Source organism: Pseudoduganella sp. SL102 (assembly GCF_027856995.1).
Lineage (GTDB): Bacteria > Pseudomonadota > Gammaproteobacteria > Burkholderiales > Burkholderiaceae_D > Rugamonas > Rugamonas albidiflava.
The window spans coordinates 1,083,666-1,109,963 of record NZ_CP115554.1 but is presented as its reverse complement, the minus strand read 5'-3'; the positions used below and the strand labels follow the sequence as shown (position 1 = coordinate 1,109,963).

Sequence of the window (26,298 nt, the reverse complement as noted above, 5' to 3'; positions counted from 1 at the left end):
CCGCTTCCCGCCGCGCCGTTACAGCAGGCTGGCCAGGGCGGCTTCCAGCTTCGGATAACGGAAGTCGAAGCCTTCGCGCTGCAGCCTGGCCGGCACCACGCACTGCCCTTCCAGCAGCAGGTCGGCCTGTTCGCCCAGCAGCAGGCGCACCGGCCACGCCGGCGTCGGCAGGAATGCCGGGCGATGCAGCCGCCGCGCCGCGGTGGCGATGAACTCGCGCTGCGTCACGCACTGTGGCGCGGTGAAGTTCCAGGCACCGTCCACGTCGCCCGCTTCGCTGCGCTGCGCCAGCCATGCCAGCCCGCGCAGCAAGTCGTCGACGTGAATCCATGACAATGCCTGCCTGCCGCCCCCCATCGGGCCGCCGGCGCCCAGCTTCACCGGCATCAGCATGGCCGGCAACGCACCGCCATGGCCCAGCACCAGGCCGAACCGCGTGGCTGCCACCTGCACGCCGGACTGCGCCGCGCGCCGTGCCGCCGCTTCCCATTCCTGGCATAGCTGCGACATGAACACCGGCTGCGGCGGGCTCTCTTCCGCCAGCGGCGCGAGCACGCCCTGCGGCTGCACGCCGTAGTAGCCGATGGCGGAGGCGGACAGCATCAGCCGCGGCTTGTGGTGCGCCCCGGCGATCCAGTCCACCACGCGATGCGTCAGCGCCACGCGGCTGGCGCGCAACGCCGCCTGGCGCTTCCTGGTCCAGCGCGGACCGAGGATGCGCGCGCCGGCCAGGTTGACCACGATGTCGATCCGTTCGGCGGGCGCCAGTTCGGTGTCCGTCATCACGCAGCGCACGCCGGCGCCCAGCTGGCGTGCCGCGCGCGCCGTGTCGCGGCTCATGGCGATCACGTGCTGCCCGTCGGCCAGCAGCGCCGCCACCAGCTGGCGGCCCACGAAGCCGGTCGCGCCGGTGACGAGCACGGTCTGGCCGGGTTTGCCGAAGCGCAGTGGCTCAGCGTTCATCGCGGGGCTCCTTCAGCCAGGGGCCGCCGGGGCGCAACGGGCAGTCGCCGTCGAAGCAGATCGTCAGTCGCGGTGCGTTCATCGTTCATCCTTTCCCAGCAGTTTCGCCACCTTGCCGCCCATCGTGATGAAGCGCTTCAGCGTGGCCGGCGGCAGGTGCCGGTAATCGTCGTAGCTGCCGGCCAGCAGTTCGAGGAAATCGAGCACCTGCGCCATCCGTTCGCGCGTGGCCGGCTGCATGCCCCGGTCGTCTTCCGCCTCGATCGCGCACTGGCGCAGCACGGACAGCGTGGGATCGATCTCGCGCCGCTTCCTTTCCTCGACGATGACGCGGAAGATTTCCCACACGTCCTGCAGCGCCACGAAATGGTCGCGCCGGTCGCCCATCACGTGCGCCACCTTGACCAGCCCCCAGCTCTGCAGCTCCTTCAGGCTGTTGCTGACATTCGAGCGCGCCACGGCCAATGTGTCGGCGATCTGCTCCGCGTGCAACGGCTCGCTGGCGAGGAACAGCAGCGCGTGGATCTGCGCCACCGTGCGGTTGACGCCCCATCTGGTGCCCTTCTCTCCCCAGTGGAGGATGTATTTCTGTTCGGTGGGGCTCAGGTCCATGGCATTCCCTAATTTCTGTCAATACAGAAGTTACAGGATATTTTGATATCCATGCCAAGCTGTTTCTTCCTGCCTCGCCGCTCCAAAAATTTCTAGAGTGCATCTTCTAACGCTATTAACCGGCAGGCAGTTCCGGTCGCCCTGTCTTGTTAATACGGAAAAAAACAATCCATCGTGCTCAGTCTCCATACCAACCCAGCCTCGAACGCCGCGCTGAACGGCTTGCGCAAATCCACTCAAAGCCTGGCCACCGCCCAGGACCGCCTGGGAACGGGCAAGCGCATCAATTCGGCCCGCGACGATGCGGCAGGCCTGCAAGTCGCCACCCGCCTGAAAACGCAATCGAGCGGCATGGCGGCCGCGATGCGCAACCTGCAGAACAGTACTTCCATGCTGCAGACCGGCGACGCGCTGCTGGGCGAGATCGGCAATCTCCTCACCCGCATGAGCGACCTGGCGATCCAGGCGGCGGACGGCTCGTTCACGCAGGCCGACCGGGAAGCCATGCACGCCGAATACGTGGGCCTGAGCGAGCAGGTGCTGGATGTGATGAACGAATCGCGCTATGCCGGCACCTACCTGTTCCGCTACGTGGTGGCCCCGCCGGGTCCGGATGGACCGGGTACGTTCGGGTTGGGCCCGGTGACGTTCCAGATCGGCAGCAGCACGGAAGAAAGCGTCACGGTCGACTTCCGCAACCCGCTGGGCCGCATCAACACGGCCCTGTACTACGCGATCGACAACGGCAACCTGCACAACCATCCGCAAGACGGGCCCGATACCGAACTGCTCTCCGCCGAAGCGGCCAACCTGATGGTGGGCAGGCTGGTGGAAGCCCAGCAATCCGTGCTGGACCTGCGGTCCAGCCTGGGCGCGCTCGGCAACCGCTTCGAGGCCGCCTACGACAACCTCGCCCAGACGAAACTCAATACCGATGCGGCGGCCGGCCAGATCGCCGATGCCGACTTCGCCACCGAAGTCGCGGCCATGACCACCAGCCAGATGCTGACGCAATCGGGTACGGCGATGCTGAAGCAGACCAGCAGCATGAGCCGGCTGGTGATGTCCCTGATCGAATAAGCGGCCGAATAAGCGGCCGAATAAGCGGCGCTGGACAGGCGCTGGCGCGGCGGTCGGGCGAGGCCGCGATGTGTCACTATTGACCCGCTATTGTCCAGGACGCACGCACGATTGAATTTGTTGCCTGACATTTATTGTCTTTCCGCTATGATGGCCCATCGGGACATGACGGAAGGAAGCGGGCATGACAAGCCAGAAAAGACGGTTCGCCGGGCCGGAACAAGAGGCCGGCCACGAGCATTCCGCCGCGGAACTCGACGCGATGCGCCATGCGCTCGACGAACGCCTGGGCCAGTTGCTGGCCAGGGAAGGCGATCGCAACGACCGCCTGGCCGCCGCCATGCGCGCCGCGGTGCTGGGTTCCGGCAAGCGCATGCGGCCATTGCTGCTGATGCTGGTGGCGGCGGACCTGAACTGCGCATCGCCGGCCGTGACCGACGTGGCCTGCGCCGTCGAGATCGTGCATGCCGCCTCGCTGATCCTCGATGACATGCCCTGCATGGATAACGCTACCTTGCGCCGCGGGGTGCCGACCATCCACCGGCAGTTCGGCGAGGATGTCGCCATCCTGGCGTCGGTCGCGCTGCTGAGCCGCGCGTTCGGCATCCTGGCCTCGGCCCCGGGCATCCCGTCCGTCACCCGGGCCCGGCTGGTGGCCACGCTGGCCGACACCGTGGGCGCGCAAGGCCTGGTTCGAGGCCAGTACGAAGACCTGCACGGCGGTGCCGGCCGCTCCGCCGAAGCGATCGCCACCACCAACGAACGCAAGACCGGCCTGCTGCTGGGCGCCGCCGTCGACATGGCGGCCGTGCTGGCCGAAGTCGACGAGTGCGTGGCCCGCTCGCTGCGCGCCTTTGCGCTGGCCGCCGGCCATGCCTTCCAGATCCGCGACGATTTCCAGGACCTGCCCGGCACCGACAGCGCCATCACGGGCAAGGACACCGGCCTCGATCTGGGCAAGGCCACGCTGCTCAACACTTTCGGCGCCGACGAGGCACAGCGCCGCCTGGCCGCCCACCTGGGCGACGTGGAGCGCCATCTCGGCGAAGCGCTGGCCGGTGCGCAGCGCACCCGCCGCTTCGTGCAGCGCATGTTTGCCGCCAACGCGCCGCAGTCATGGCGCCTGGGCGAGGATCACGCGCTGCCGCACCGCTACGCATCGTCCACGATGAACGGCGCGGTGCAGGCCGGGTTCGACAGCCGCGCCGGCTGACCCGCACACGGAGCACACGATGGCACACTTCGGCGTGGTGGCACCGGCCTTCTACAGCCACTTCAACGCGCTGGCCGCGCTGGCGCTGGAGCTGGTCGCGCGCGGCCATCGCGTCACGTACTTCCAGCAGGAAGACGCCGGCGCCCACCTGGGCGACAGCCGGCTCGGTTTCCGTGCGCTGGGGGCCGGCAGCCATCCGCCCGGAACGCTGGCCGCCGTGATGCGCCGAGCCGCCAACCCGGGCAGCCCGCTGGGCTTGCGCCGCGTGATCGACGACATGGCGCGCAGCACGGACATGCTGTGCCGCGAACTGCCGGCCGCGCTCGAGGCGGAGCGCGTGGACGCGCTGCTGTGCGACCAGATGGAAGCGGCCGGCGGCCTGGTGGCCGAAGCGCTCGGCATGCCGTTCGTGTCCGTGGCCTGCGCCCTGCCCGTCAACCGCGAGCCCGGCATCCCGCTGCCGGTGATGCCGTTCGCGTACGGCACCGATGAACGATCTCTGCGCATGTACGAAGGCAGTACCCGCGTCTACGACTGGATGATGACGCCGCACCGGCGCACCATCGAGCGCCATGCGCGCGGCTTCGGCCTGCCGGCCCGCGACGGCCTGCATGAGTGCCTGTCGCCGCTGGCGCAGGTCAGCCAGACGGTCGAGGGCTATGACTTCCCGCGCCGGGCCTTGCCCGCCCATTTCCACCACGTGGGGCCGTTCCGGTCCGCGGCCCGCAAGGAAGTCGTGCAGCAACCGCTGCCGCCGATCGACCCGGACAAGCCCTTCGTCTTCGCCTCGCTCGGCACGATGCAGGGCCACCGCCTCGGCCTGTTCCTGCGCATCGCCAAGGCATGCCGCGCCGCGAACGTGCAACTGCTGGCGGCGCACTGCGGCGGCCTGGACGAACGCCAGGTGCGTGAACTGGAACGTGCGGGCGCCACCTGGGTCTGCGCTTTCGCCCCGCAACGCGAAGCGCTGGCGCGGGCCGATGCCGTGATCTCGCATGCCGGCGTCAACACCGTGCTCGATGCGATCGAGGCGCGCACGCCGATCCTGGCGCTGCCGGTCGCGTTCGACCACCCGGGTTCGGCGGCGCGGGTGCGCCATGCCGGCATCGGCCTGCTGGCCTCGCCCCGCTTCGCCAGCGCCGCGCACCTGTCCCGGCAATTGCGCCAGCTGCTGGAGGACGACTCGTTCGCTCCCCGGCTGGAAGCCCTGGCCGCGAACGTGGCGCGGGCCGGCGGTACGCGGCGCGCCGTGGACATCATCGAAACCTCGCTTGGCTTCGGCGGCCTGCAGGTACCGGATCCGCTGCTGGCGCGTTCGGCATGAACCCCTATGACATCATCCTGGCCGGCGGCGGCCTGGCCAACGGCCTGCTGGCCTGGCGCCTGCGCACCCACCGCCCCGAACTGCGCATCCTGCTGCTCGATCAGGGCGAGGCGCTGGGCGGCAACCACACGTGGTCGTTCCACGATGGCGATCTCGATGCGGCCCAGCGGGCATGGATCGCGCCATTGGTCAGCGCGAGCTGGCCCGGCTACGACGTGCGCTTCCCCGGCTATTCCCGCGCGCTGGACAGCGGTTATGCCAGCATCGCCTCGGCCGATTTCGCCCGCGTGATCGAGCCCGCGCTGGGCCCTGCCCTGCGGCTCGGTACGCGGATCGAGGAAGTGACGCCGACCTCCGTGCGCCTGGCCGGTGGCGAAACGCTGCAAGCGCGCGCCGTGATCGACGGCCGCGGCATGCGCACCAGTGCGCGGCTGGCGCTCGGCTACCAGACCTTCCTCGGGCAGGAAGTGCGGCTGCACGCGCCGCATGGCCTGGCGCATCCCGTGATCATGGATGCCGCCGTGGCCCAGCAGGGCGGCTACCGTTTCGTCTATCTCTTGCCGTTCGGGCCGGACCGTCTGCTGATCGAGGATACCCATTACGTGGACACCGCCGCCTGGGAACCCGAGCGGCTGCGCGCCAACATCGCTGCCTACGCGGCGGCGCACGGCTGGCGCATCGCCGAAGTGCTGCGCGAAGAACATGGCTCGCTGCCGATCGTGCTGGCGGGCGACGTGGACGGCTACTGGAACGACCTGGCCGGGCAGCCCTGCACGGGCTTGCGCGCGGGGCTGTTCCACCCCACCACCGGCTATTCGCTGCCACACGCGGTGCGGCTGGCCGAACGCATCGCGCAGTTGCCGGACTTCGATGCGCCGGCGCTGTTCGCGGCGATCCGGCACGAGGCGCAGGCGGCATGGCGCGGCCAGCGCTTCTTCCGGCTGCTGAACCGCATGCTGTTCCTGGCCGGCGAGCCCGATCGGCGCTGGCGCGTGATTCAGCGTTTCTACACGCTGCCGCCCGGCCTCATCGCCCGGTTCTACGCCGGCCGGCCCACGCTGGCCGACATGGCCCGCGTGTTGACGGGAAAGCCGCCGGTCCCCGTCGGCGCGGCGGTCGATGCCGCCCTCCGCGTCCATCCGAGCCAGATCCATTCCCGCATCAACCGAACCATCAGGACACCCGCATGAACCGATCGAAAACCGCCGTGGTCGTGGGCGCCGGCTTTGGCGGCCTGGCGCTGGCCATCCGCCTGCAGGCCAGCGGCATCCAGACCACGCTGCTGGAGAAGCGCGACAAACCGGGCGGCCGCGCCTATGTGTACGAAGACCAGGGCTTTGTCTTCGACGCCGGCCCCACGGTGATCACCGATCCATCCGCCATCGAGGAACTGTTCGCCGCAGCCGGCAGGAAGATGAGCGACTACGTGGAGATGCTGCCGGTGGCGCCGTTCTACCGGCTGTGCTGGGAGGACGGCAGCCAGTTCGACTATGCCAACGACCAGGAAGCGCTGGACCGGCAGATCCACGCCCGCAACCCGGCCGACGTACAGGGCTACCAGCGCTTCCTGGCTTATTCGAAAGCCACCTTCGAAGAGGGTTACATCAAGCTGGGTGCCGTGCCGTTCCTGTCGTTCCGCTCGATGATCCAGGCCGGCCCGCAACTAGCCAAGCTGCAGGCCTGGCGCAGCGTGTACAGCCTGGTGTCGCGCTTCATCCAGGACGAGCACCTGCGCCAGGCCTTCTCATTCCACTCGCTGCTGGTGGGCGGCAATCCGTTCGCCACGTCGTCGATCTACACGCTGATCCACGCGCTGGAGCGGCAATGGGGCGTGTGGTTCCCGCGCGGCGGCACGGGTGCGCTCGTGAATGGATTGGTGAAGCTGTTCGAGGATATCGGCGGGCGCATCGAGCTGAATGCCCCGGTGGCGCAGATCGAAACCTCCGGCGCGCGCGCCAGCGGCGTGCGGCTCGAGGATGGCCGCTTCTTTCCCGCCGACGCGGTGGCATCGAACGCGGACGTGGTGCATACGTACGCCTCGCTGCTCGGCCAGCACCCGCGCGGCCCGGCGCATGCCGAGGCACTGAAGAAGAAACGCTTCTCCAATTCGCTGTTCGTGCTGTACTTCGGGCTGAACCACCATCACGCGCAGCTGCAGCACCATACCGTGTGCTTCGGCCCGCGCTACAAGGAACTGATCCAGGAGATCTTCGGCGGTTCGGAACTGGCCGACGATTTCTCGCTGTACCTGCACGCGCCGTGCGTCACCGATCCTTCGCTGGCGCCGCCCGGCTGCGGCAGCCACTACGTGCTGGCGCCGGTGCCGCACCTGGGCAACGCGCCGATCGACTGGACCGTCGAAGGGCCGCGCTACCGCGACCGCATCTTCGATTACCTGGAGCGGCACTACATGCCGGGCCTGCGCAGCCAGCTGGTCACCAGCCGCATCTTCACGCCGCTCGACTTCCGCGACGAACTGAACGCCCACGTGGGCTCGGCCTTCTCGCTGGAACCCATCCTCACGCAAAGCGCCTGGTTCCGGCCGCACAACCGCGATGCCGAACTGGCCAACCTGTACCTGGTGGGCGCGGGCACGCACCCGGGCGCCGGCGTGCCGGGCGTGATCGGCTCGGCGAAGGCCACCGCGGGGCTGATGCTGGAAGGAGTGGCGGCATGAGCGCGCGGGACGATGGCGCATTGCTGGACCATGCAACCAACACCATCAATGTCGGCTCGAAGAGCTTTGCCGCCGCGGCGCGGCTGTTCGACCCGGCCACGCGGCGCAGCGTGCTGATGCTGTACGCGTGGTGCCGCCACTGCGACGACGTGGTCGATGGCCAGGAACTCGGCTTCGGCAACGCCACTCCGTCGCCCGAGGAAGCGGCGCGGCAGCTGGCCATGCTGGAAGAACTGACCCAGCGCGCCTGCCAGCGCGAGACGATGCACGATCCGGCGTTCGCCGCGTTCCAGGAAGTGGCGCTGCGCCACGCGATCGAACCGCGCTTCGCCTTCGACCACCTGGCCGGCTTCGCGATGGACGTGCACGGCGAGCGCTACGAATCGCTCGACGATACGCTGCGCTATTGCTACCACGTGGCCGGCGTGGTGGGCCTGATGATGGCGTCGATCATGGGCGTGAAGAACGAAGCGGTGCTGGACCGCGCCTGCGACCTGGGCCTGGCATTCCAGCTGACCAACATCGCCCGCGATATCGTCGACGATGCGGCGGTCGCCCGCGTCTACGTGCCGGCGCAGTGGCTGCGCGAGGCGGGGATTCCCATCGAGGAAATCGCGCTGCCGCGGCATCGCGCCGCGTTGGCGAAGGTGGCGGCCCGGCTGGTCGACCATGCGGAACCATATTACGACTCGGCAGCCGCCGGCCTCGCGGCACTGCCGCTGCGCTCGGCCTGGGCGATCGCCACGGCGCGCTATGTGTACCGGCAGATCGGCATCGAGGTGAAACGGCGCGGCGCGCGCGCCTGGGATGAACGGGTGGGCACGTCGAAGGCGACCAAGCTGTGGCTGCTGGCGAAGGGCGGCGCGCTGGCGCTCGGCTCCCGCTTCAGCCCCGTTCTCCGGCGACCGGCGGCTCGTCCGGCAGCGTTGTGGCAGCGGCCGCGCGCCTTTGCGGCCGGCCTTGATGCAGCGCGTGCAACTGCCGCTTGAGCCGATCCACCGGCGGCGCGTACAGGAAGCCGAACGACACGGTGCCTTCCTTGCCCTGCACCGCGTGGTGCATGCGGTGGGCCTGGTACAGACGCTTCAGGTAGCCGCGGCGCGGCACGTACTTGAACGGCCAGCGCTGGTGCACCAGGCCGTCGTGGGCGACGAAGTACAGCAAGCCGTAGGCCGTCATGCCGGCGCCGATCCATTCCAGCGGATGGTGGCCGCGCGTGCCGGCATAGATCAGGGCGATGGCGATGCCGGCGAAGAATACCGCGTACAGGTCGTTCTTCTCGAACCAGCCCGTGCGCGGTTCATGGTGGGACTTGTGCCACCCCCAGCCGAAGCCGTGCATGACGTACTTGTGCGCAAGGATGGAGAACAGTTCCATCCCGATGACGGTGACGACGACGATGAGCGCATTGAACAGCATGGGGATGTGGATTCTCGGGATTCGGAGTTGTCGAGACTACCACAACGGCCCTTGCGGCAGCGCCGCGAACGGGCCCTTCGAACGGGTCTGATGAATGAACCTTCAACGACCACGCATTGATGACCAAGCATTGACGACCAAGCATTGACGATCACGCATTGACGAAAGGATTTCACATGACGTTGCTGAACGGGCGCGCCCGGCGCGCCTTCCTCCCGCTGGCTGCACTGGGCTGCGCCATGCTGCTGCATGCCGCTCCGGCCACCGCGGCCACTGTCGACATCAAGGTGGAAAACGTGGCCGGCAAGGGCAAGGTCAGCGTCGCGGTATGCGACCGCGAGCGCTACTTGAAGCAGTGCGCGTACACCGCCTCGGTGCCCGCCGCAGCCGGTACGACAAAGGTGACCGTGCCCGACGTCCCGCCGGGCACCTTCGCCGTGCTGGCCTACGAAGACGCCAACGACAATGGTGAACTCGACCGCGTGCTGGGCATCCCGAACGAAAGCTGGGGCATGTCGCGCGACCCCGCCGTCATGTTCGGGCCGCCGAAGTTCGAGGATGCGGCGATCGAGGTGAAGGAGGATCCGACGGTGGTGGACATCAAGCTGCGCTGAGCGTGTCCGGCGGCATCGCCGCCCGCACCTGCGACTGCAGCCAGTCGCGCAGCGCGGCGATGCGTGGATCCTGCCCGGCGCCGGCCGGATGAACCAGGTGGTACGCGAAATCGTCCGTGACCGGCACCGCCACGCCGAACAGGCGCACCAGCCTACCCTCGTCCAGTTCCCTCGCGACCATCGGCAGCTCGACCAGGCCGATGGCGCCGCCGTCCATGGCGGCCTGCACGACATGGCTCGAGTCCTCGAAGGTCATGCAGCCGGCGTCCTCGAAACCGGCGATGCCCGCCGCGGCCATCCAGTCGCGCCAGCGCGGCCATGCCCGTCCCCCCGTCTCGCATGCGACATGGCAGAGCGTGAAACCTTGCAGGTCGCGCGGCTCGCGCAGCGCGCCGCCTGCAGCCAGCGATGGGTGGCACACGGCGACGAGTTCGGTGCCGAACAGCCGCACCGATTCGGTGCCGCGATAGCGGCCGGCGCCAAAGCGGATGGCCGCGTCGGCATCGCCGGCGTCGAGGTCGCGCAGCTCGTCCGTGACATCGAACGACAGCCGCACGCCGGGATACGCGGCCTGGAATGCGGGCAGTCGCGGCAGCAGCCAGTTGGTGGCGAAGCGCGGCCCCAGCGTGAGGCGCAGCGGCCCCGCGCCGCCTTGCAGCCGGCGTGCCTCGCCGGCTGCGCGGTGCAGCGATTCGAGCGCGGCGCTGGTGGCCTGGTACAGCCGTTCGCCCGCCGGCGTCAGCCGCATCGACCGGCTGGTGCGCGCGAACAGCACGATGTCCAGCTGGTCTTCCATTTCCCTGATCTGGTGGCTGACGGCGGCGGCGCTCAGCCCCACCTCGTCGGCCGCGCGGGTGAAGTTGAGGTGGCGCGCCGCCGCCTCGAACGTGCGCAGGGCGCGGGTGCCGGGCAATACTCGTTTCATGATCTTCAAGCAGGATTTGATGATCCGTCAAAAACTACGCGTTTCACAGCCGGCCGTCAATTCGCGATAGTGGCGCTTCCAACGACGACGAGGAACGAACGATGACAGCCACTTTCCACACCGTGCAGCGCGACGGCGAGCCGGCGGACCGCGACGCGCTGGCGCCGCTCGCCTTTGCCGGCTATGCCCACTTCACCGCGATGCAGGTGCGCGGCGGCCGGGTGCGGGGCCTCGACCTGCACCTGGACAGGCTGCGCAACGCTTCCCACGAACTGTTCGGGCAGGCCTTGCCCGATGAACGGATCCGCGCATTGCTGCGTGCCGCACTGCCGGAAGGCGAGGACGACGTGTCGCTGGTCGCCACCGTGTACTGCGCCGCGGGAGAATTCAGCGCGGCCGCGCAGGCACCGCATGTGCTGGTGCGAACCGCCGCGCCGTCGGCCGGCCCGGCAGGCCCGCTGTCCCTGGCCGTGTTCGGGCATGAACGCATGCTCCCGCACATCAAGCACGTCGGCGAAGTCGCCAAGACCTGGTACCTGCGCGAGGCCGCGAGGCAGGGCCATGACGATGCCGCATTCATGGACCGGCATGGCCATCTCAGCGAAGCGAGTATCTGGAACCTGGCATTCTGGGATGGCGACTCGGTGGTCTGGCCCGAAGCGCCGATGCTGTCCGGTATCACGATGCAGATCGTGCGGCGGCGCCTGGCCGAGCTGGGTATTCCACAGCGCTCGCAGGCCATCACGACCGAGCAGGCCGCAACCATGCGCGGTGCCGCGGTGATGAATTCCTGGACGCCTGGTGTCGCGGTGCACCGCATCGGGACGGCCCGGTTACCCGATGCCGCGCCGCTGGTGGCGGTGCTGCATGGGGCCTACGCACTCGAGCCGCTCGTGGTGCCATGAGCGCGGACGAGGCGCAGCGGTGCAGGCGTGGAGCCGGCCGGCATCTGGCGGGGCAAGTGCGAGGAGACTCGTTCCTGCGACATTCGGCGGCTGTCGATATGAAAAAAATTCTGCAATAGAACGCAGTTTTTATTGGTTGGGATGGAGATTGCAAGCTTGTACCGTATGCCATTCATTCAACTGGCATGGGGCAGGACAAGTGAAGCAAAACAAGAAGAACGAGCGGTATCCCAGGAAGAAACGCAACCCGGCGATCGTGGGCCTCGGCACCGCCTTGTGCCTGGCCAGCGGTGCCGCGGCCGCGCAGCAAGCCGTGAATGCCGCCGGCGCGGCGGAAGTGCTGGTGGGCGCGACGGTCATCGTGAATGGCCAGGCATTGCGCGATTCCGACAAGGCCAGGGCCCGGCTGGACCAGATCGCCGGCACCGCCAGCGTCGTGAAACAGGCCGACGTGGAACGCGGCCGCTCGGCCAATGCGGAAGACGTGCTGGCCTACCAGCCCGGCGTCTTCGCCGCCGCGACGAGCGGCAATGGCGCCAACAAGATCTCCATTCGCGGCTCCGGACTGAACGCGTTCTACCAGGGCTATTCGCTGGGCATCAAGTACCTGTACGACGGCTTGCCGATCACGGGGCCCGGCGGCACGCAGGAAGACCTGCTGACCCTGAACGGGCTCGATTACACCGAGGTGCTGAACGGCGCCAACGCGTTCTCCTACGCCGCGTTGTCGCTCGGCGGCGCCATCAACTTCGTCACGCACACCGGCCGCTCGGCGCCCGGCACGTCGGTCAGCGCCGAAGCCGGCAGCCATGGCTACCGCAAGTTCGGGCTGGGTACCGGCGGCGTATCGGCCGATAACAAGACCGACTATTACCTGGCGTACTTCTACAACGAGCGCGACGGATTCCAGCGGGATACCCCGAACAGCGGCAACGAGTATGTCCTCAATCTCGGCCACGAATTCAGCAACCGTGTCGAGACGCGCCTGACCGTCCGCCATCGCAACGAGGAGCTGCGCAACGGCAGCACGATCACGCTGGCCCAGCTGGAGGCCGATCCGCGCCAGAACAATTCGACCACCAGCGCACGCAAGAAAACCGGCACCACGCTCATCACCAGCAAGACCACCTTCACGCTGGATGCCCGCTCGAAGCTGGAGCTGGGCCTGGCCTACAACGACTACCCGCTGGACAACGGCTGGCGGTATTCGACGACACCGCAGGACTGGCGTTCGACGGACGGCAGCGTGTCGCTGCGCTACCTGCGCACCGGCGATACCCTGTTCGGCAAGCGCAGCGACACCACGGTCGCCTTCAGCGATACCCGCTTGCTGCACGGGGATGTGAAAGCGTACGACCAGGACCTCGCTACCGCCGTTCGCACGACCGAGCGCCAGTACACCGTGTACACGGGCTCGCGCGACACCGTGCTGTCGCTGGCCAACGAGCTGCAGCTGAGCGACGAGCTTGCGCTGTCGACCGGCCTGTCGCTGATCGAGGTGGACCGCGATGCGCATATCGACCGCACGACCCTGACGACGACCGAGAGCTTCCCCCGCGCCGTGCGCTACAACGAGCACGCCGTCGCGCCGCGCGTCGGGCTACGGTACCAGGCAACACCGGACCTGGCGGTGTTCGGGAACGTCTCGCGGTCGATCGATCCGCCCGTCACGTGGCAGATGGGCAGTACCGGTGTGCCGTATATCCGTCCGCTGAAACCGCAGAAGGCCACCACGGCCGAGATCGGGCTGCGTGCCGGCGGCGACAGCCACGAAGGCACGTTGTCCCTTTACCGTTCCTGGATCAGCGGCGAACTGCTGTCCACGGTGGTGCGGCAGGCCAGCCAGGGCGTCGATGCGCTGATCGCCAATGCGAACGCCGGCAAGACCATCCACCAGGGGATCGAAGCGGCGCTGACGTCCCGGCTGTGGAAGAGCGCGGAAGGCAGCCGCCTGAGCTACCGCCAGGCCTATACGTTCAGCGATTTCCATTATCGGGATGACCCGCGTTACGGCGGGAACGAGTTGCCGAGCCTGCCGCGCCACGTCTACCAGGGCGAGCTGCTGTTCCAGCGGGCCGGCGGCTTCTATGCCGGCCTGAATACCCGCGCGCTGTCCGGCTACTACGTCGACTATGCCAACAGCCTGAAGGCGCCATCGGCGGTGATCTGGGCCGCCAAGTTCGGCTACGAGGATCCGGCCAAAAAATGGAAGGCCTACCTGGACTTCCGCAACCTTGGCGACAAGCACTATGCCTCCGCCGCCAACACGGTCGATAACGCCAGGGGCCGCGATTCCGCCAACTTCTATCCGGGCGACGGCTTCTCGGTGTACAGCGGCGTGGTGTTCCGGTTCTAGCCGACCGCACGCTGTAGCGCCCCGGCCACAAAAACTGTTGTAAAAAATCGGGGACAGTCCCCGATTTTTGGAAATATTTCCTGAAACCGGGGTCTGACCCCGGTTCTGGGAAACATTGGCGTCAGGCAGCGGCTTTGTCTTCGGCTTTCTTGCGTTGGAGGACGAAGATCGGCTGGGCCCACTGCGTGTCCTTCTTTTTCTTGCTCGTGATGAGCGTGAGTTCGGAAGGGTCGTAAACGTCCGTGTTGTGCGTCAGCGGGGTCGTCATCAGGTACTGGGCGTCGGTATTCTTCAGGAACTCGCCGACCAGCTGGATGTTGCGGATGTCCAGGTGGGCGAACGGTTCGTCGATGAACACGAAGCCGCCGGAGCCTTCGTCGGACTTCAGCAGGCCAATCAGCAGTACCAGCGATTTCATCACCTGCTGGCCGCCGGAGGCTTCGCCGTCGTTCATGCCGATCACGCCCTTGCCGTCGAACTTGAAGCGCACGTGCAGGCCGGCCTGCGCCAGCAGCAGGTCGTCGTTCTCCAGTTTCACTGGATCGGCGCTGACCTCGATCTTGGCCAGCTCGCCCAGCTCCTTGATGTTCTTGGTGTACTGCTTGATCGTGTAGCGCAGCCGCTCGATGTAGGCGCCGCGCGCGTTGCCGGTGGCTTCGATCGCGCGGTTGTTCTGGTAGCGGCGCTCCTCGGTCTCGCTCTTGCGCGACGACAGCTGCTCGTTGAGCCGCGCGTACTGGTCGATGACGGTGGCGTCGAGTTCCCAGTCGTCGCGTGCCAGGCTGGCCTGCAGGCTGGCGATGCGCAGGTCGACCTGGTGCGCGTTGACGTGCTGCGCCACCACGGCCTGGCGGCGCGCGGGGCGGCGCCACGCGGCCGGCAGGTGCTTCCATTGCCGGCGCAGCGCCAGCAAGGCGCGCGCGTGGTCGGAGCGCTGATCCAGCTGGCGCTTGTAGTTCAGGCGCATGCCCGCTTCCGCCTCGGAGAGCGCCATGCGCGCGCCGTTCCACGCGCCGTCGGCACGGGTGCGGGCGACCGTCGCGTTCTTCATCAGGCCTTGCAGCTCGCCCAGGCGCGACCCCACTTCCAGGCGTTCGGAACGCAGCGGCACGGCGGCGCGTACCGCCTCGTCGAATTCATCGGCGCGAGCGGAGAGTTCCTTCACCGCGTCGACACCGGCCACGCGGGCCTTCAGCGCGCTGGTCTCGGAAGCCAGCTTGCTGATCTGCAGCGTGAACTTGTCTTCTTCCGCTTCCAGCGACGGCAGGTTGCGCGCAATGGCTTCCTGGCGCTGCGTGCGGCCGGCGGAACCGAAGCGGTAGCGCGACACTTCCACGAACAGCGAGCGGCCGCCGCGGCGTTCCTTGTGGTACGCGTCGGGCGTGATCCATTCCTCGATGTTGCCGAGCTTCGCGCCCTGCTCCACCGAATCCACGCGGGTGATGCGCGACAGCTGCTCGATCAGCCATTCCGGCGCGCGCGCCGTGAAGCGGACCACGGACAGCAGGCTGTCGTTCTTCGGCTCGTGCGCCTTCACGCATTCGGGCACGATGAAATGGCGATAGCGCTCCTTCTCGGCCAGGCGGTAAGCGGCGGCCGCGTCGGACGCGTTCTCCAGCAGCACCACCGAGGCATAGCCGCCCAGCACGCCCTCAACGGCGCCCTGCCATTTCGGATCGGTGACTTCGACGATATCGGACAGCATCGCATGCGGGATGTTCGCATCGCGCAGCACGCGGCGCATCTGCCGCACGTTGTCCGGCTCCGGCATCGCCGTCTTGCCCTGCAACGCGGCGATGGTGGCCTTGTCGGCCGCGATGCGCGACGACACCGCGTCGCGCGATGCACGCAGGCGCGCCAGCTCCGCTTCCTTTTCTTCCAGCTGCTTGGCCACGTCGGCAATGTCGGCGCCCGCTTCGGCGGCGAGCTTTTGCAGGCGCGACTTCTGTTCGATCAGGCTGTCCAGCGGTTTCAGCTTCGCGTTCAGCGACGACAGGCGCGTCTGCAGCACGGTCGACTCCTGCTCGAGTACCGTTTCCTGCTGCTGCGCTTCCTGCAGCAGCAAGGCCTGGCGTTCCACTTCGCGGCGCTTGTCGGCGATCACCTGGTCCACCTGCGCCAGCGGCTTTTTCGCCTCGCGCAGCTGGCGGCCGATGTTGTTGGCCTTCTCGCGCGCCTCGTGGTACTCCAGCGTGGGCAGCACTTCTTCCTGCAGGTTGCGGCGTTCCTTGTGCAGCGTTTCCCATTGATGGTAGTTGGCCACGCGCAGGCGCAGGCCTTCCAGGTTCGCGCGCGATCCCTCCAGCTCCGCCTCGAAGCGTTTCAGCTCTTCCTCGGTATCGCGCTGGTGGCGCTTCGCCTCGTCGTAGGCGTCGAGCACTTCCTTGTCGCCGAACACCTGGAACACCAGGTCCAGCAACTGGCGCGGCGCGTACTCGCACAGCTTGTCGGTCTCGCCCTGCTCCAGCGCCAGCACCTTGGCCATGGCCGGCGACAGGCCCGCATTGGCCAGGCGCTTGCGGTAGTTCTCGACACCCAGCCAGTCGTTCGCCTCGGTCACTTCCTCGATCTCGACATTCCCCGGCCGCATCAGGTACTGGCGCTTCCAGTCGCCGCCGTTCTTCTGGATCTGGCAGAACAGCGTGACTTCATCCTCGGAGAAGAAGCCGCTGGAGCGGAACGGCCGGTTCGACAGCTGCCGGCCCTGGGCCCGGTTGTCGACCACGGCGCGCAGCCACGCGCTTTGCTGGCCGGAGTGGCGGGCATAGTGCTTGTACGTGCGGCCCATCGAGCAGTCGAGGCCGAACAGCGTGCGCAGCGCATCGAGCAGCGTGGTCTTGCCCGAGCCGTTCTGGCCCGCGATCGTGATGATCTTGGCGTCCAGCGGAATGTTCTTGATGCGTTGCCAGTAATCCCAGTGGACCAGCTCCAGCGATTTAATGTGAAACATGCGTCAGCTCCGGTTCTCGGTATCGTTGGCGCCGTCGTTGGCGCCCTCGTTGGCGTCTTTGTTGGCGTCAATGTCGGCAGAAGCGGCGGCGTCGCGGATCGCGGCGGCCACTTCGTCTTCGGCGGCGGGATCGGCCGCGCTGTCATCCACGCTGGCGGTGTCGTTGGCGGCGGCGAGCACGGCGCGCGGGATGTGCACAACCTGCGCCGGCGCGCGCTTGAACACCTCGGCCAGCGCGCCGTTGATGATGCGTTCCTTCAGCAGGTCGGTATCCATCAGCAGGTCGAGCAGCGGGCCTTCGACGAGGATGTCGCCGCGCCGCTCGATGAAGCCCAGCTTCGACAGGATGCCCAGGTTCATGTCCATGCGCGTCTTCTTGCCCAGCTTGTCGCCGAAGTCAGCCAGCAGCGCCTTGTACGGGATGCCGATCGACGTGTCTTCGGCGCGCGGCACCGGCTTGTCGTTGCCGAACATGTCGTTCTGGTCGTCATCGGCGTGCTGGTGGGTTTCCTGCCGCTCGCGCTTGGGCAGGATGATCAGCGCCCACAGCACCACCAGCAGCGCCACGCCGTCGCGGGCCAGGCCGAAATTATTGTTCTGCCAGGTGTCGCGCGCGCCGAAGATCTTCGGTTCGATGGCGCGGTGCAGCGCCAGCGTGACGTGGTCCGCGTAGACATTGTCCAGCAGCTTCAGGCCGGTGGCGAGCAGGCGCGCGTCGACTTCCTGGCGGAACTGTTCGTCCGACAGCGCGCGTTTCACGAGGCGGTCGTCGCGGCGCAGCGTCTGGTGCGTCAGCAGGCGGGCGATCAGAATCTGGGAATCGTCATTCATTTTGTAACTCGCATAAGTCAGCTCGCGGCCTTGTCGCCATCGTTCACATCGAGGGAGAGGCGGGCCAGCGTCATCGCGGCCACCTCCATGTCATCCAGTTGCACCATCATGTCGGTGGGCGCGAACTGCAGCGGCAGGCGCGCCAGTGCGGCGGTGGCTCCCTGCAGGCTTGCCTCGCCCTCGTCGCCCAGCAGCGGCAGCATCGACGCGCGGTACGAGGCCACCGCGAAACTGGCCGGCAGCAACGCTTCGTGCACGTTGATGTCCTTCGGCGATTCGTCGGCGATGCTGGGGAAATTGTTCAGCGTGGCGAAATCCGACAGGCGCGCCAGCCAGTCATCGAGCTCGCGCTGCATGTCCTGGTCTTCGTTCACCGTCAGCGGCGCGTCCTCGCCGGACGGCAGGCCGGAGGCGACGACGGCCACGCGCTCGGCCATCAGCTCGGTCTCGGCCACGTCGATCATCTCGGCCGGCGTGATGAACAGGGGCTTCACAGGCTGTTCGATGGCGTCTTCCGCCAGCGAAGCCAGGTCCTGGTGCGCCAGCAGCCAGCGCTTGATGTCGGTCGTCGACAGGCCCGACTGGCCCAGGTGCACGCGCTGCCGCTCGATCTGGTTCAGCGCACGCGAGAACATGCCCTGCATGTTCAGCAGCGAACTCTGGGCCCGGCCGATCGCCTGCGCGGCGCGGTGCGTGGCCGCATCGGCGTTTTCGTCGCTGGTGATGGCGCGCAGGATCTCGGAACCCTTCTCCACCCAGTCGCACGCGGTGTGCCACTTGGCCTGCGACTCGCGCAGGCGGAATTCGGAGCCGGAAGCGATGGCGTCGCGGAATTCGTCGGTCAGGTCGGTCAGGCGGCCCAGCAGGTGCTGCAGCTGCTCGCTGGTGACGCCTCCCACCGCCTGCGCGCCGGCCACCTGCGACAGCAGGAAGCCCATTTCCGCTTCGTCATGGTCCTGGCCCAGGGTCAGCAGCGCGTCGATCGAGGAGAGCACGTTGCGCGCCATCGGCGTCACGCGGTACACGCCCTGCTGTGCATCCCAGGCCAGCAGGCCGTTGGTGCGCAGGCGCATCAGCACCGTTTCCAGGCTTTCCGGCAGCAGGTAGGCCAGGCGCGTGTTGATGTCGGCGCGCGAAAACGCCGACGAAGTGGCGTCGTTGGCCAGCTCGCGCAGCACCAGCAGGCGCACCAGCACGCTCTCGAAACCGCCGTGGAACAGCGCCGTAAACACCTGCAGCAGCGGCTGCGCGCGCTTCAGGTGGAAGACTTGCTCGATCTCGTCGACGGACACGTGCGGCTGGAAATGCGCCTGCAGTGCCTGTTCGTGCTCAATGGAATTGTGTTCGGCAGCCGTGGCTGTGCTGGCTGCCGCATGTGCGGTATTACTCATCGCGCTCCGGGGTTCTGGGCGCCCTGCTGCTTAAACCTTCAACGGCTTGCGAACTCAGGCGGGGACGTGAGTATACCAGTTCCGGCTAGCAAAACCGTTGCCGGCGGCAAGGCAATCGTTGCCCGGAAAGTGGGGACGGACCCTGTTCGTGCCGCTGGTATCGGACACCGCCAGGTGTCGGACACCGGTTTTTGTCGGCAAATTGGCGATTTTTCAGCAGAAACCAGTGTCCGACACCGAATAGCCGGTGTCCGACAGCAGGACTTCGGCGACTGTGGCCACTTTTCCGCTTGTTATTGCCTGAAAAACAGGGTCCGTCCCGATTTTTGGAAACCGGTGTCCGACACCGAAAAGCCAGTGTCCGACACCAGGACTTCGGCAACTGTGGCCATTTTTCCGCTTGTTATTGCCTGAAAAACAGGGTCCGTCCCCATTTTTGAAGCAACTTTTACTTTTTTACTACCTTGTCGAGTAGTTGCTCGAAGGAATCGCCGTCTTCTTCCATGAACACCAGGCGCACCGGATACCATTCCAGCGACGGCGCCAGCCACAGGTCGACCTGCTGGCCCTTGCCTTTCGGCGGCGCCTTGCTGAAGTGGACGGCTTTCACGTCGCCGACGCCGGTCTTGACCGTTTCGGTGCCCACCACCTTGAAACTCCAGGTATCGGCGTTGCGCCGGCCGGCCACGTAGAACTTCCATTCCGAGCCGGGCACGAATTTCTGCGGCGAGGCGCGGGCGATGGCGGCCAGCTGCCAGGGCGCGCTGCTGCGATCCTGTTCGCCGCCGTGGATCGGCACCGTGCTGTCGCTGTCGGCCAGGTCGATGGTTTTCGCATCGCGCCGGAAGGTCGTGGTGCCGGCACCCTTGCGGATGCGCTTCTCGTAGTAGGTGTCCGGCGCCAGGCCCCAGGCGTCGACCGTGCCTTCGCTGCGGTATTCGAGCACCTTGCCGAACATGCCGGAGCGGGCTTCCGTCACCAGCGTGTACTTGCCGCCGCCCTGCTGCCAGCCGATGGTGCCGTTGCCGGACAGCGGGATGCCGTGGCTGCTGGCCTTGACCGTGTAGCTCAGCTCCGCCGATGGCGGCAGGTCGAACTTGTACTTCACCGCCGGACGCTCGTCCTGGGCGGCCGCCGGGAGCGACGCTGCGATCAGCCAGGCCGCCAGCGCGGCACGGTACGGGATGTGTTTCATATTTTTTTCCTTGGTCAGCTTGCAGGGCGCAGGATCTTCGTGACGGTCTGCGTCGTCACGGCGCCGCTGCGTTCCGTATTGCGGATCTGCACGGGATACCAGTCCAGGCCGGGGGCCAGCCAGATATCGAGCCGCGCGTTGTAGCTGCCGGGCCGAGGCGGGCGCGCCAGGCGCCACGTCACGAGCCGGCCCATTTTCGTATCCAGCTCCTCCTCGCCGACCAGCACGAAGCGGTACACGGTGGCTTCGCGGTCTTCGCCCACCTGGATATCGATATCGCTGCCGAACTGGTTGACGTCGCCGCGGCCGATCGCGGCAAGCTGGAATGGCACGGTGGCCTTGTCCTGCGCGCCGGCCGCCATCGGCACCGCGGCCGTGCTGGCCGAGAACGTGATGCGCTTGCCCTCGTGATCGAAGTGCGTGGCCGTCATCGCGCGGCTGCGGCGCTTTTCCGTCATCTTCACGGGGGCGATGCCGCCATCGTCGATCGTGCCTTCGCTGGCCAGTTCCAGCAGGCCGACCCGCGCCACCAGCACGCTGATGCCGACGTCCAGGCCCACCTTGTACGTGCTGCCGTCGGTCTGCCAGCGCATGTCCGCGCTGCCGCTCCATTTCGTGCCATCCGCGTCGGTCCGGTTTACTTCCAGTTCGAAGGTCGCGCTGGGCGGCGGATTGACGCGGAAGCGCCGGCCCGGCATCGGTTCGGCCGCCGCGGCCGGCGTGCTGTCGGCCGCCGATTGTACGTCGGCAGGCCGCGGCGCAGCGCCGCCTTGCACCGGCGGTGCCACGAGATCGACTGGAACGGGAGCCGCCACCACGGCCGGCACCGGCCCGGCCACCGGCTCCGGCACCGGCTCGGGAACCGGGTCGGCCGGCGCGGCGATCCGTGACGCGGACGGCACCGGCGGACGCGCACTGGCTGGCGCAGGGGCCGGCACGGGCGCCTGCCGCGGCGGGCTCGCCACCCGCGCCGGCAGCGCCGGCCGCAATTGCGCGCTGACCTTCATCGGCACCTGTTCCCGTGGCGTATCGGCCGTGCCGATGCGTGCCGCCAGCCAGCCGATCGTCACGTAGTGCAGCGCCACGGTGGCCGCGCACAGCACCAGCGCGCGGCGCCGGCGGGAAAGAAAGGAAACGATCGTCATGCCCCCTAGTGTAAACGCTTCCGTTTTTTGCCGGCGATGGTGTCAAATCTGCTACGCTAGGCGCCGAAGGTACCCACCAAAGCTTTGGAGACATGCCATGAGCACACCGCAAATGTCCAACATCCCCGGCGCGGCCGTGATGACGGACACCCTGGATTTCGTGAAATCGCTGTGGGGCAGCATGGGCGTTCCCGGCCTTGCATCGCCCACGCTGTCGCTGGATGAGCTGGACAAGAAGATCAACGACCTGAAGGCCGTGGAAGCCTGGCTGAACCTGAATGGCACGATGCTGCGCAGCAGTATCCAGGCGCTGGAAGTCCAGCGCGGCACGATTGCAACCCTGAAGTCGATGGGCCAGAGCCTGGCCGACTCGATGCAGCAAAAGCCGGGGCGCCCGGAAAAAACGCTGTTCGACGCGAATCCCTACGCGGCCGCGTTCTTCAACCAATTCGAGCCCGCCAAGGTCACGCCGAGACCGGCCCCGCCACCGGCGCCGCGGCCGGAAGCGAAACCCGAGGCCAGGGCGCAGCCGAAGCCGGCGGCCAGTACGGAAGGCAAGCCCGCCGAGGATGCGCCACCGAAGCCCGACCTCGCCGCGGCGGCGGCCGCACAGATGGCCAACCCCGCCATCTGGTGGAACATGCTGCAGGAACAGTTCAAGCAGGCTGTCTCCACCGCGATGACGCCGGAGGCGAAGCCGGCACCGGCACCGGCCGCCGCCAGCGATGGCGCACCTGCCGCCGGTGCGGGGGAGGCAGCGGCAGCCGGGTCGGAACAGGAAGCAAAACCCGACAGCGCCGGCACGGCCCGCAAGGCACCGGCGCGCAAGACGGTGCCGAAGAAGGAGTAGCGCCCGCGCCGCGGCGGCTTATTCTTCGGCCGCGGCCGGCGTCTCGGCCGCGCTGTCCGCGCTGTCCGCACTATTCGCACTATTCGCACCATCGGCGGCATCCCGGCGCCGCGGCACCAGTTCCTGCAGCTGTTCGACCAGCTGCGCGAAACGCTGCTGCCCGGGCGCCAGTGCATCCACGTGCATCAGCACGCCGTTCGCCTCGACCATCAGTTCTTCGCTGTAGCCCTGCTGCTGCATCAGGTTGATCAGCATCTGCGCCGAGTTGAACAGGATGCGCATATTGTCCGGCAGGCGTTCGCGCGATGCCCGCATCCACGCCACCGCATCGCCGAGCCGGCCGGTCTTCCACAGCAGCGCGCCCTGGTTCATCATCTCCGACGCTTCCTTGCGCGCCGCGGCGATCAGGTCCACGCCCTCCTCGCTCATGCGCGCCTTGTCGAAGATCTTCTGCACGTCGTCGAGCAGCACGGCGTTGTCGTGGTTGTTGCGCACCACGTGGCACAGCAGCTCCACCGGCGCATCCTTGACGCCGACCGCGAACAGCAGCGTGGCCATCTCGATGCAGGTGGCGGTGTGCGGGCGCTTCGGTTCCGCTTCCAGCATCGCCTCGAGCTGGTCGCCGGACTTGCGCGCCCGGCGGTAGTCGCCGCTCTCGTGGTACACCAGGCCCTCGGTGACCTTGCTGCGCAGCTGCACCACCTCGCCGGGAAAATCGCGCTGCGCGATGGCCAGCAGCCGCAGCGCCTCCTTGGTATCGTTCTTCATGCCGCACACGCGCGCCATGCCCAGGTAGGCGTCGACCGTGCGCCGGATCGAGTATTCGCCGATCACCAGGCACTTGCGGAACGCATGCTCGGCCAGCTGCACGTTGCCGATGCGCAGCGCGGCGTTGCCCAGGCTGCGCTGGCGCGGCACCGAGTTCGGCGACAGCCTGGCGGCCTTTTCCAGCACGCCGCAGGCATCCTCGTGGCGGCCCAGCAGCTCCAGCGACGCGGCCAGCTGGTCGTAGGCATCGATATAGAAACGGTTTTCGGCGATCACGCCCTGGAACATCTGGCGTGCCGCCTCGTGGTCGCCATTGGCCAGGCGGATCTTGCCCAGGCCCGTGCGCGCCCAGTTGTACTCGCGCTCCTCGAGCAGCCGCTCATACACCACGCGCGCCTTTTCCGGTTCGCCCGCCTTCAGCAGCAGGGCCGCCTTCATGCGCATCAGGTCGATCTCGTGCACCTTGTGGCGCTCGATCTGCTCGTCGCACAGCCGGGCCGCGCGCAGGTAATCCTTGTCGATGTAGGCGGCATCGATCTGCTGGAAGACCTGCTTCTTGTGCCACACGCGGTTCAGACGCGTCAGCAGCACGCCCTCGGTGATCGGCTTGATGATGTAGGCGTCCGGCTGGTGCTCGGCCGCGCCCATCACCGATTCCACGCTTTTCTCGGCCGATACCATCAGCCACACGCTGCTGGGCACCATCAGGTTGCGCACGCGCGCTTCTTCCAGTACCTGCTGGCCATTCTTGCCTTCGCCCAGGTTGAAGTCGCACAGCACCACGTCGTAATGGGTGCGGCCGAGCAGCGTCATCGCCTCGCCGCCGGAAGAAGCCTGGTCGATGTGCCGGGCGCCGATATTGCGCAGCGATTCGCGCAGCAGTTGCCGGATGCCGACGAAATCGTCGACGATCAGGTAGCGCTTTTCTCCCCAGTCCACGCCGGAAATCTCGGGAACCGGTGCGCCGCTCGCGGTGATGTAGGTACTCGTCATGGCCGGCGACCTAGGGCAGGGTCAGGACAAAGCAGCCGCCGCCCAGCGGGCCGCCGTTCTCCAGGCGGATGCTGCCACCGCGCTGGCGCCGCTTGTGCATCTTCGCCACTTCGCTGGCGAAGAACAGCCCCAGGCCGCTGCTGTTGGTGAGGAAGTTGACGCCCTGCCCCACCACGGCGCCCGCTTCCAGCATCGATGGCGGGAAGCCCATGCCGTTATCCTCGACGCGGAATTCCAGCATGCCGTCGTGTTCGGCGATCGACAGGCGGATGCGGTCGCGCGTGTAGCGCACGGCATTGTTGATCGCGTGGCACAGTACGCCGATCACGAGGTCTTCATCCAGGGTCCACAGCAGCTCGTGGCTGAAGTCGAGGTCGAGCCGGATCTCCTTGGCGTCCAGCAGCACGCGCGACTGGCTGGCCACCTGGTGCACCAGCTCGCCCAGTGGCACCGTGACGGGCTCGAACGGATAGGTGGGCTTGCCCACTTCCTTGTACAGCGCCAGCAGCTGCATCAGGTTGTCGGACAGCCGGCGGGTCTGGTACAGCATGTGCGCCATTTGCGGGTACGAGGCATCCTGGTTCGCCTGCGGCGTCTTGCCGAGCAGGTTTTCCAGCGTTCCGCCCAGCACGCTGAGCGAATTCTTCATGTCGTGTACCGTGGAAGCCAGAAACACGAACAGCTCGGGCGAGCCGCCACGATCTTCCATCATTACCCCGCAAAAGTTTCAGTAGGGCAATTATAGCCGTGAACCCGCATGAAATCAGGGTTTACCCGGGTTTTACGGCGGCGCTATGGCGCGATTGCGACAGTTTTTCGGCGTGCCTTGAGCAAAAACCGGCCCGGATCGAGGGCGGCGGCCAGCGTGGCCTCGAGCGGCGATGCCAGTCCGTCAAGCTGGCAAGCCAGCAACTCGGCCGCCAGCGGTGCCCAGATCAGCCCGCGCGAGGCATAGCCCAGCAAGCCGTACAGGCCCGGGTGGCGCACCACGTCGCGCAGGCGCTCCGGCTGGTTTGCCGCGCCATGGTCCGGCAAGGCGCCCACCAGCGGCAGCCGGTCCGGCGCCATGCAGCGCAAGCCCACCCGGCCGGCCAGCGGCGCGTCGTCCGGCACGCGTCCGGCACCGAGGATCTCGCGCGCCCGCGCCAGGTTTTCCGCCTGGCTCGATGGCCACAGCGTGCGGTCGGCTTCACGGTCCGACGTGCGGTCATACGTGGCGCCGACGCTGGCGATGCCGCCGGAGGCGGGCGTCATGTAAGCCTCGCGGCACACCACCAGCGGCAGCGCCGCGAAGGTGCCGGCGTCCAGGTGGGTAACCTGCCCGCGCATCGTGTACAGCGGCAGCGGTGCCGTCTGCGGCAACTGCATCGCACCGGCGCCGCAGGCCACGACCACGTGGGCGCCTTCGGCCAGCACGGCTCCCGCGGCACTGCGCACCAGCCACCGCTCGCCCGCCCGTTCCAGCGCCAGCGCTTCGGCATGGAACACGCGCCGCAGGCGCTCGCCACACGCGGCCAGCATGGCCCGGCACACCGACGCCGGGTTGGCCCAGCCGCCCTGTGGAAACAGCCAGGCGCCATGCGGCGTGGCGGAACCGAGCAGCGCGGATGCCTGCGCTGCATCCAGCCAGCGCACATACTCCTCGGGATAGCGCCATGCGCCGGCCACTTCTTCCTGCAATGCCGCGTGTTCCGCATCGCGGGCCAGCTGCAGCACGCCGCACTGCTGGCCGAGGATCGGCGCGCTGCCATCGGGCGCCATGCCGCCCAGCGCGTGCCAGCGGCGCAGCGCGTACAGGTAGGCCGCGCGCGTCAGGCGCGTCGGGATATTGTCGTCGCGCGACAGCAGCGGCATGAAGATGCCGGCCCGGTTGCCGGACGCTTCCTGCGCCGGCTCCTCGTGCCGCTCGACCAGCGTGACCTGCCAGCCGCGCGCGCACAGGCGTTCGCAGGCGGCGGCACCGGCCACGCCGGCACCGATGACCACGGCGCTGCGCACCGGCGGCGCGGGCCGCGGCGGCTGCGGCTTGCGGCTCGTGTAGCGCGCTTGCAGGGGTTCGGTTTCGGCATCCCACGAAAAGCCGGCGG

The 26,298-nt window shown here is 67.5% G+C and carries 22 protein-coding genes; 10 read left to right on the top strand and 12 right to left on the bottom strand.

Annotated features, from left to right (window positions below):
• Positions 1-18 precede the first annotated feature (18 nt).
• Positions 19-963, bottom strand: coding sequence for a TIGR01777 family oxidoreductase (locus OU994_RS04750; RefSeq protein ID WP_281609827.1), 945 nt, complete (start codon positions 961-963; stop codon positions 19-21).
• Positions 964-1,041: 78 nt separating this feature from the next.
• Positions 1,042-1,575 (bottom strand): GbsR/MarR family transcriptional regulator, encoded by a 534-nt coding sequence (locus OU994_RS04745; RefSeq protein WP_281609826.1) that lies wholly within the window; start codon positions 1,573-1,575, stop codon positions 1,042-1,044.
• 174 nt (positions 1,576-1,749) lie between these two features.
• Here OU994_RS04745 and OU994_RS04740 point away from each other — a divergent pair, with 174 nt between their 5' ends.
• The 6 genes from OU994_RS04740 to crtB all read left to right on the top strand — a co-directional run bounded on the left by OU994_RS04740 (position 1,750) and on the right by crtB (position 8,858).
• Complete coding sequence (locus tag OU994_RS04740) at positions 1,750-2,655, top strand: flagellin (RefSeq protein ID WP_281609825.1); 906 nt, start codon at positions 1,750-1,752, stop codon at positions 2,653-2,655.
• Positions 2,656-2,839: 184 nt separating this feature from the next.
• Complete coding sequence (locus OU994_RS04735; RefSeq protein WP_281609824.1) at positions 2,840-3,868, top strand: polyprenyl synthetase family protein; 1,029 nt, start codon at positions 2,840-2,842, stop codon at positions 3,866-3,868.
• 19 nt (positions 3,869-3,887) lie between these two features.
• Positions 3,888-5,192, top strand: coding sequence for a glycosyltransferase (locus tag OU994_RS04730; RefSeq protein WP_281609823.1), 1,305 nt, complete (start codon positions 3,888-3,890; stop codon positions 5,190-5,192).
• Entirely contained in the window at positions 5,189-6,382 is a 1,194-nt protein-coding gene (gene crtY, locus OU994_RS04725) for a lycopene beta-cyclase CrtY (protein ID WP_281609822.1), read from the top strand. The genes OU994_RS04730 and crtY overlap by 4 nt, the downstream gene beginning before the upstream one ends.
• Positions 6,379-7,869 (top strand): phytoene desaturase, encoded by a 1,491-nt coding sequence (locus OU994_RS04720; RefSeq protein WP_281609821.1) that lies wholly within the window; start codon positions 6,379-6,381, stop codon positions 7,867-7,869. Before crtY ends, OU994_RS04720 begins: the two co-directional genes overlap by 4 nt.
• Entirely contained in the window at positions 7,866-8,858 is a 993-nt protein-coding gene (crtB, locus tag OU994_RS04715; RefSeq protein WP_281609820.1) for a 15-cis-phytoene synthase CrtB, read from the top strand. Before OU994_RS04720 ends, crtB begins: the two co-directional genes overlap by 4 nt.
• Here crtB and OU994_RS04710 read toward each other — a convergent pair.
• Positions 8,755-9,288, bottom strand: a complete 534-nt coding sequence (locus OU994_RS04710; protein ID WP_281609819.1) for a sterol desaturase family protein — start codon at positions 9,286-9,288, stop codon at positions 8,755-8,757. The two genes, crtB and OU994_RS04710, sit on opposite strands and share 104 nt — an antisense overlap.
• A 176-nt stretch (positions 9,289-9,464) precedes the next feature.
• Between OU994_RS04710 and OU994_RS04705 the strand changes: the two genes are divergently transcribed.
• Positions 9,465-9,902: a DUF2141 domain-containing protein gene (locus tag OU994_RS04705; RefSeq protein ID WP_281609818.1), complete on the top strand. Its 438-nt coding sequence runs from the start codon at positions 9,465-9,467 to the stop codon at positions 9,900-9,902.
• On the opposite strand, the gene OU994_RS04700 is transcribed toward OU994_RS04705, so the two are convergent.
• Positions 9,889-10,827, bottom strand: coding sequence for a LysR substrate-binding domain-containing protein (locus tag OU994_RS04700; protein ID WP_281609817.1), 939 nt, complete (start codon positions 10,825-10,827; stop codon positions 9,889-9,891). The genes OU994_RS04705 and OU994_RS04700 overlap by 14 nt on opposite strands.
• A 101-nt stretch (positions 10,828-10,928) precedes the next feature.
• Between OU994_RS04700 and OU994_RS04695 the strand changes: the two genes are divergently transcribed.
• Positions 10,929-11,732 (top strand): aminotransferase class IV family protein, encoded by an 804-nt coding sequence (locus tag OU994_RS04695; protein WP_281609816.1) that lies wholly within the window; start codon positions 10,929-10,931, stop codon positions 11,730-11,732.
• A 199-nt stretch (positions 11,733-11,931) separates the two neighbouring features.
• Entirely contained in the window at positions 11,932-14,088 is a 2,157-nt protein-coding gene (locus OU994_RS04690; protein WP_281609815.1) for a TonB-dependent receptor domain-containing protein, read from the top strand.
• A gap of 121 nt (positions 14,089-14,209) precedes the next feature.
• Here OU994_RS04690 and OU994_RS04685 read toward each other — a convergent pair whose 3' ends face one another.
• From OU994_RS04685 to OU994_RS04665, 5 genes are all read right to left on the bottom strand, one after another.
• Positions 14,210-17,038 carry an ATP-binding protein gene (locus OU994_RS04685; RefSeq protein WP_281609814.1) on the bottom strand — a complete coding sequence of 943 codons (2,829 nt, stop codon included), beginning with the start codon at positions 17,036-17,038 and terminating at the stop codon, positions 14,210-14,212.
• 3 nt (positions 17,039-17,041) lie between these two features.
• Positions 17,042-17,869 (bottom strand): hypothetical protein, encoded by an 828-nt coding sequence (locus OU994_RS04680; protein WP_281609813.1) that lies wholly within the window; start codon positions 17,867-17,869, stop codon positions 17,042-17,044.
• A 17-nt stretch (positions 17,870-17,886) separates the two neighbouring features.
• Positions 17,887-19,260: a hypothetical protein gene (locus OU994_RS04675; RefSeq protein ID WP_229420562.1), complete on the bottom strand. Its 1,374-nt coding sequence runs from the start codon at positions 19,258-19,260 to the stop codon at positions 17,887-17,889.
• A gap of 448 nt (positions 19,261-19,708) precedes the next feature.
• Positions 19,709-20,455 (bottom strand): DUF3108 domain-containing protein, encoded by a 747-nt coding sequence (locus OU994_RS04670; protein ID WP_281609812.1) that lies wholly within the window; start codon positions 20,453-20,455, stop codon positions 19,709-19,711.
• A 14-nt stretch (positions 20,456-20,469) separates the two neighbouring features.
• Complete coding sequence (locus OU994_RS04665) at positions 20,470-21,600, bottom strand: DUF3108 domain-containing protein (RefSeq protein WP_281609811.1); 1,131 nt, start codon at positions 21,598-21,600, stop codon at positions 20,470-20,472.
• Positions 21,601-21,697: 97 nt separating this feature from the next.
• Here OU994_RS04665 and OU994_RS04660 point away from each other — a divergent pair, with 97 nt between their 5' ends.
• Positions 21,698-22,450 carry a PhaM family polyhydroxyalkanoate granule multifunctional regulatory protein gene (locus OU994_RS04660; protein ID WP_281609810.1) on the top strand — a complete coding sequence of 251 codons (753 nt, stop codon included), beginning with the start codon at positions 21,698-21,700 and terminating at the stop codon, positions 22,448-22,450.
• Positions 22,451-22,468: 18 nt separating this feature from the next.
• Here OU994_RS04660 and OU994_RS04655 read toward each other — a convergent pair whose 3' ends face one another.
• From OU994_RS04655 to mnmC, 3 genes are all read right to left on the bottom strand, one after another.
• Positions 22,469-24,211 (bottom strand): tetratricopeptide repeat-containing response regulator, encoded by a 1,743-nt coding sequence (locus tag OU994_RS04655; RefSeq protein WP_281609809.1) that lies wholly within the window; start codon positions 24,209-24,211, stop codon positions 22,469-22,471.
• Between the two features lie 10 nt (positions 24,212-24,221).
• Positions 24,222-24,923: a HAMP domain-containing sensor histidine kinase gene (locus OU994_RS04650; RefSeq protein WP_307731791.1), complete on the bottom strand. Its 702-nt coding sequence runs from the start codon at positions 24,921-24,923 to the stop codon at positions 24,222-24,224.
• Positions 24,924-25,003: 80 nt separating this feature from the next.
• On the bottom strand, positions 25,004-26,197 hold the full coding sequence (gene mnmC, locus OU994_RS04645; protein WP_281609808.1) for an FAD-dependent 5-carboxymethylaminomethyl-2-thiouridine(34) oxidoreductase MnmC: 1,194 nt from the start codon (positions 26,195-26,197) through the stop codon (positions 25,004-25,006).
• Between the last annotated feature and the right edge of the window lie 101 nt (positions 26,198-26,298).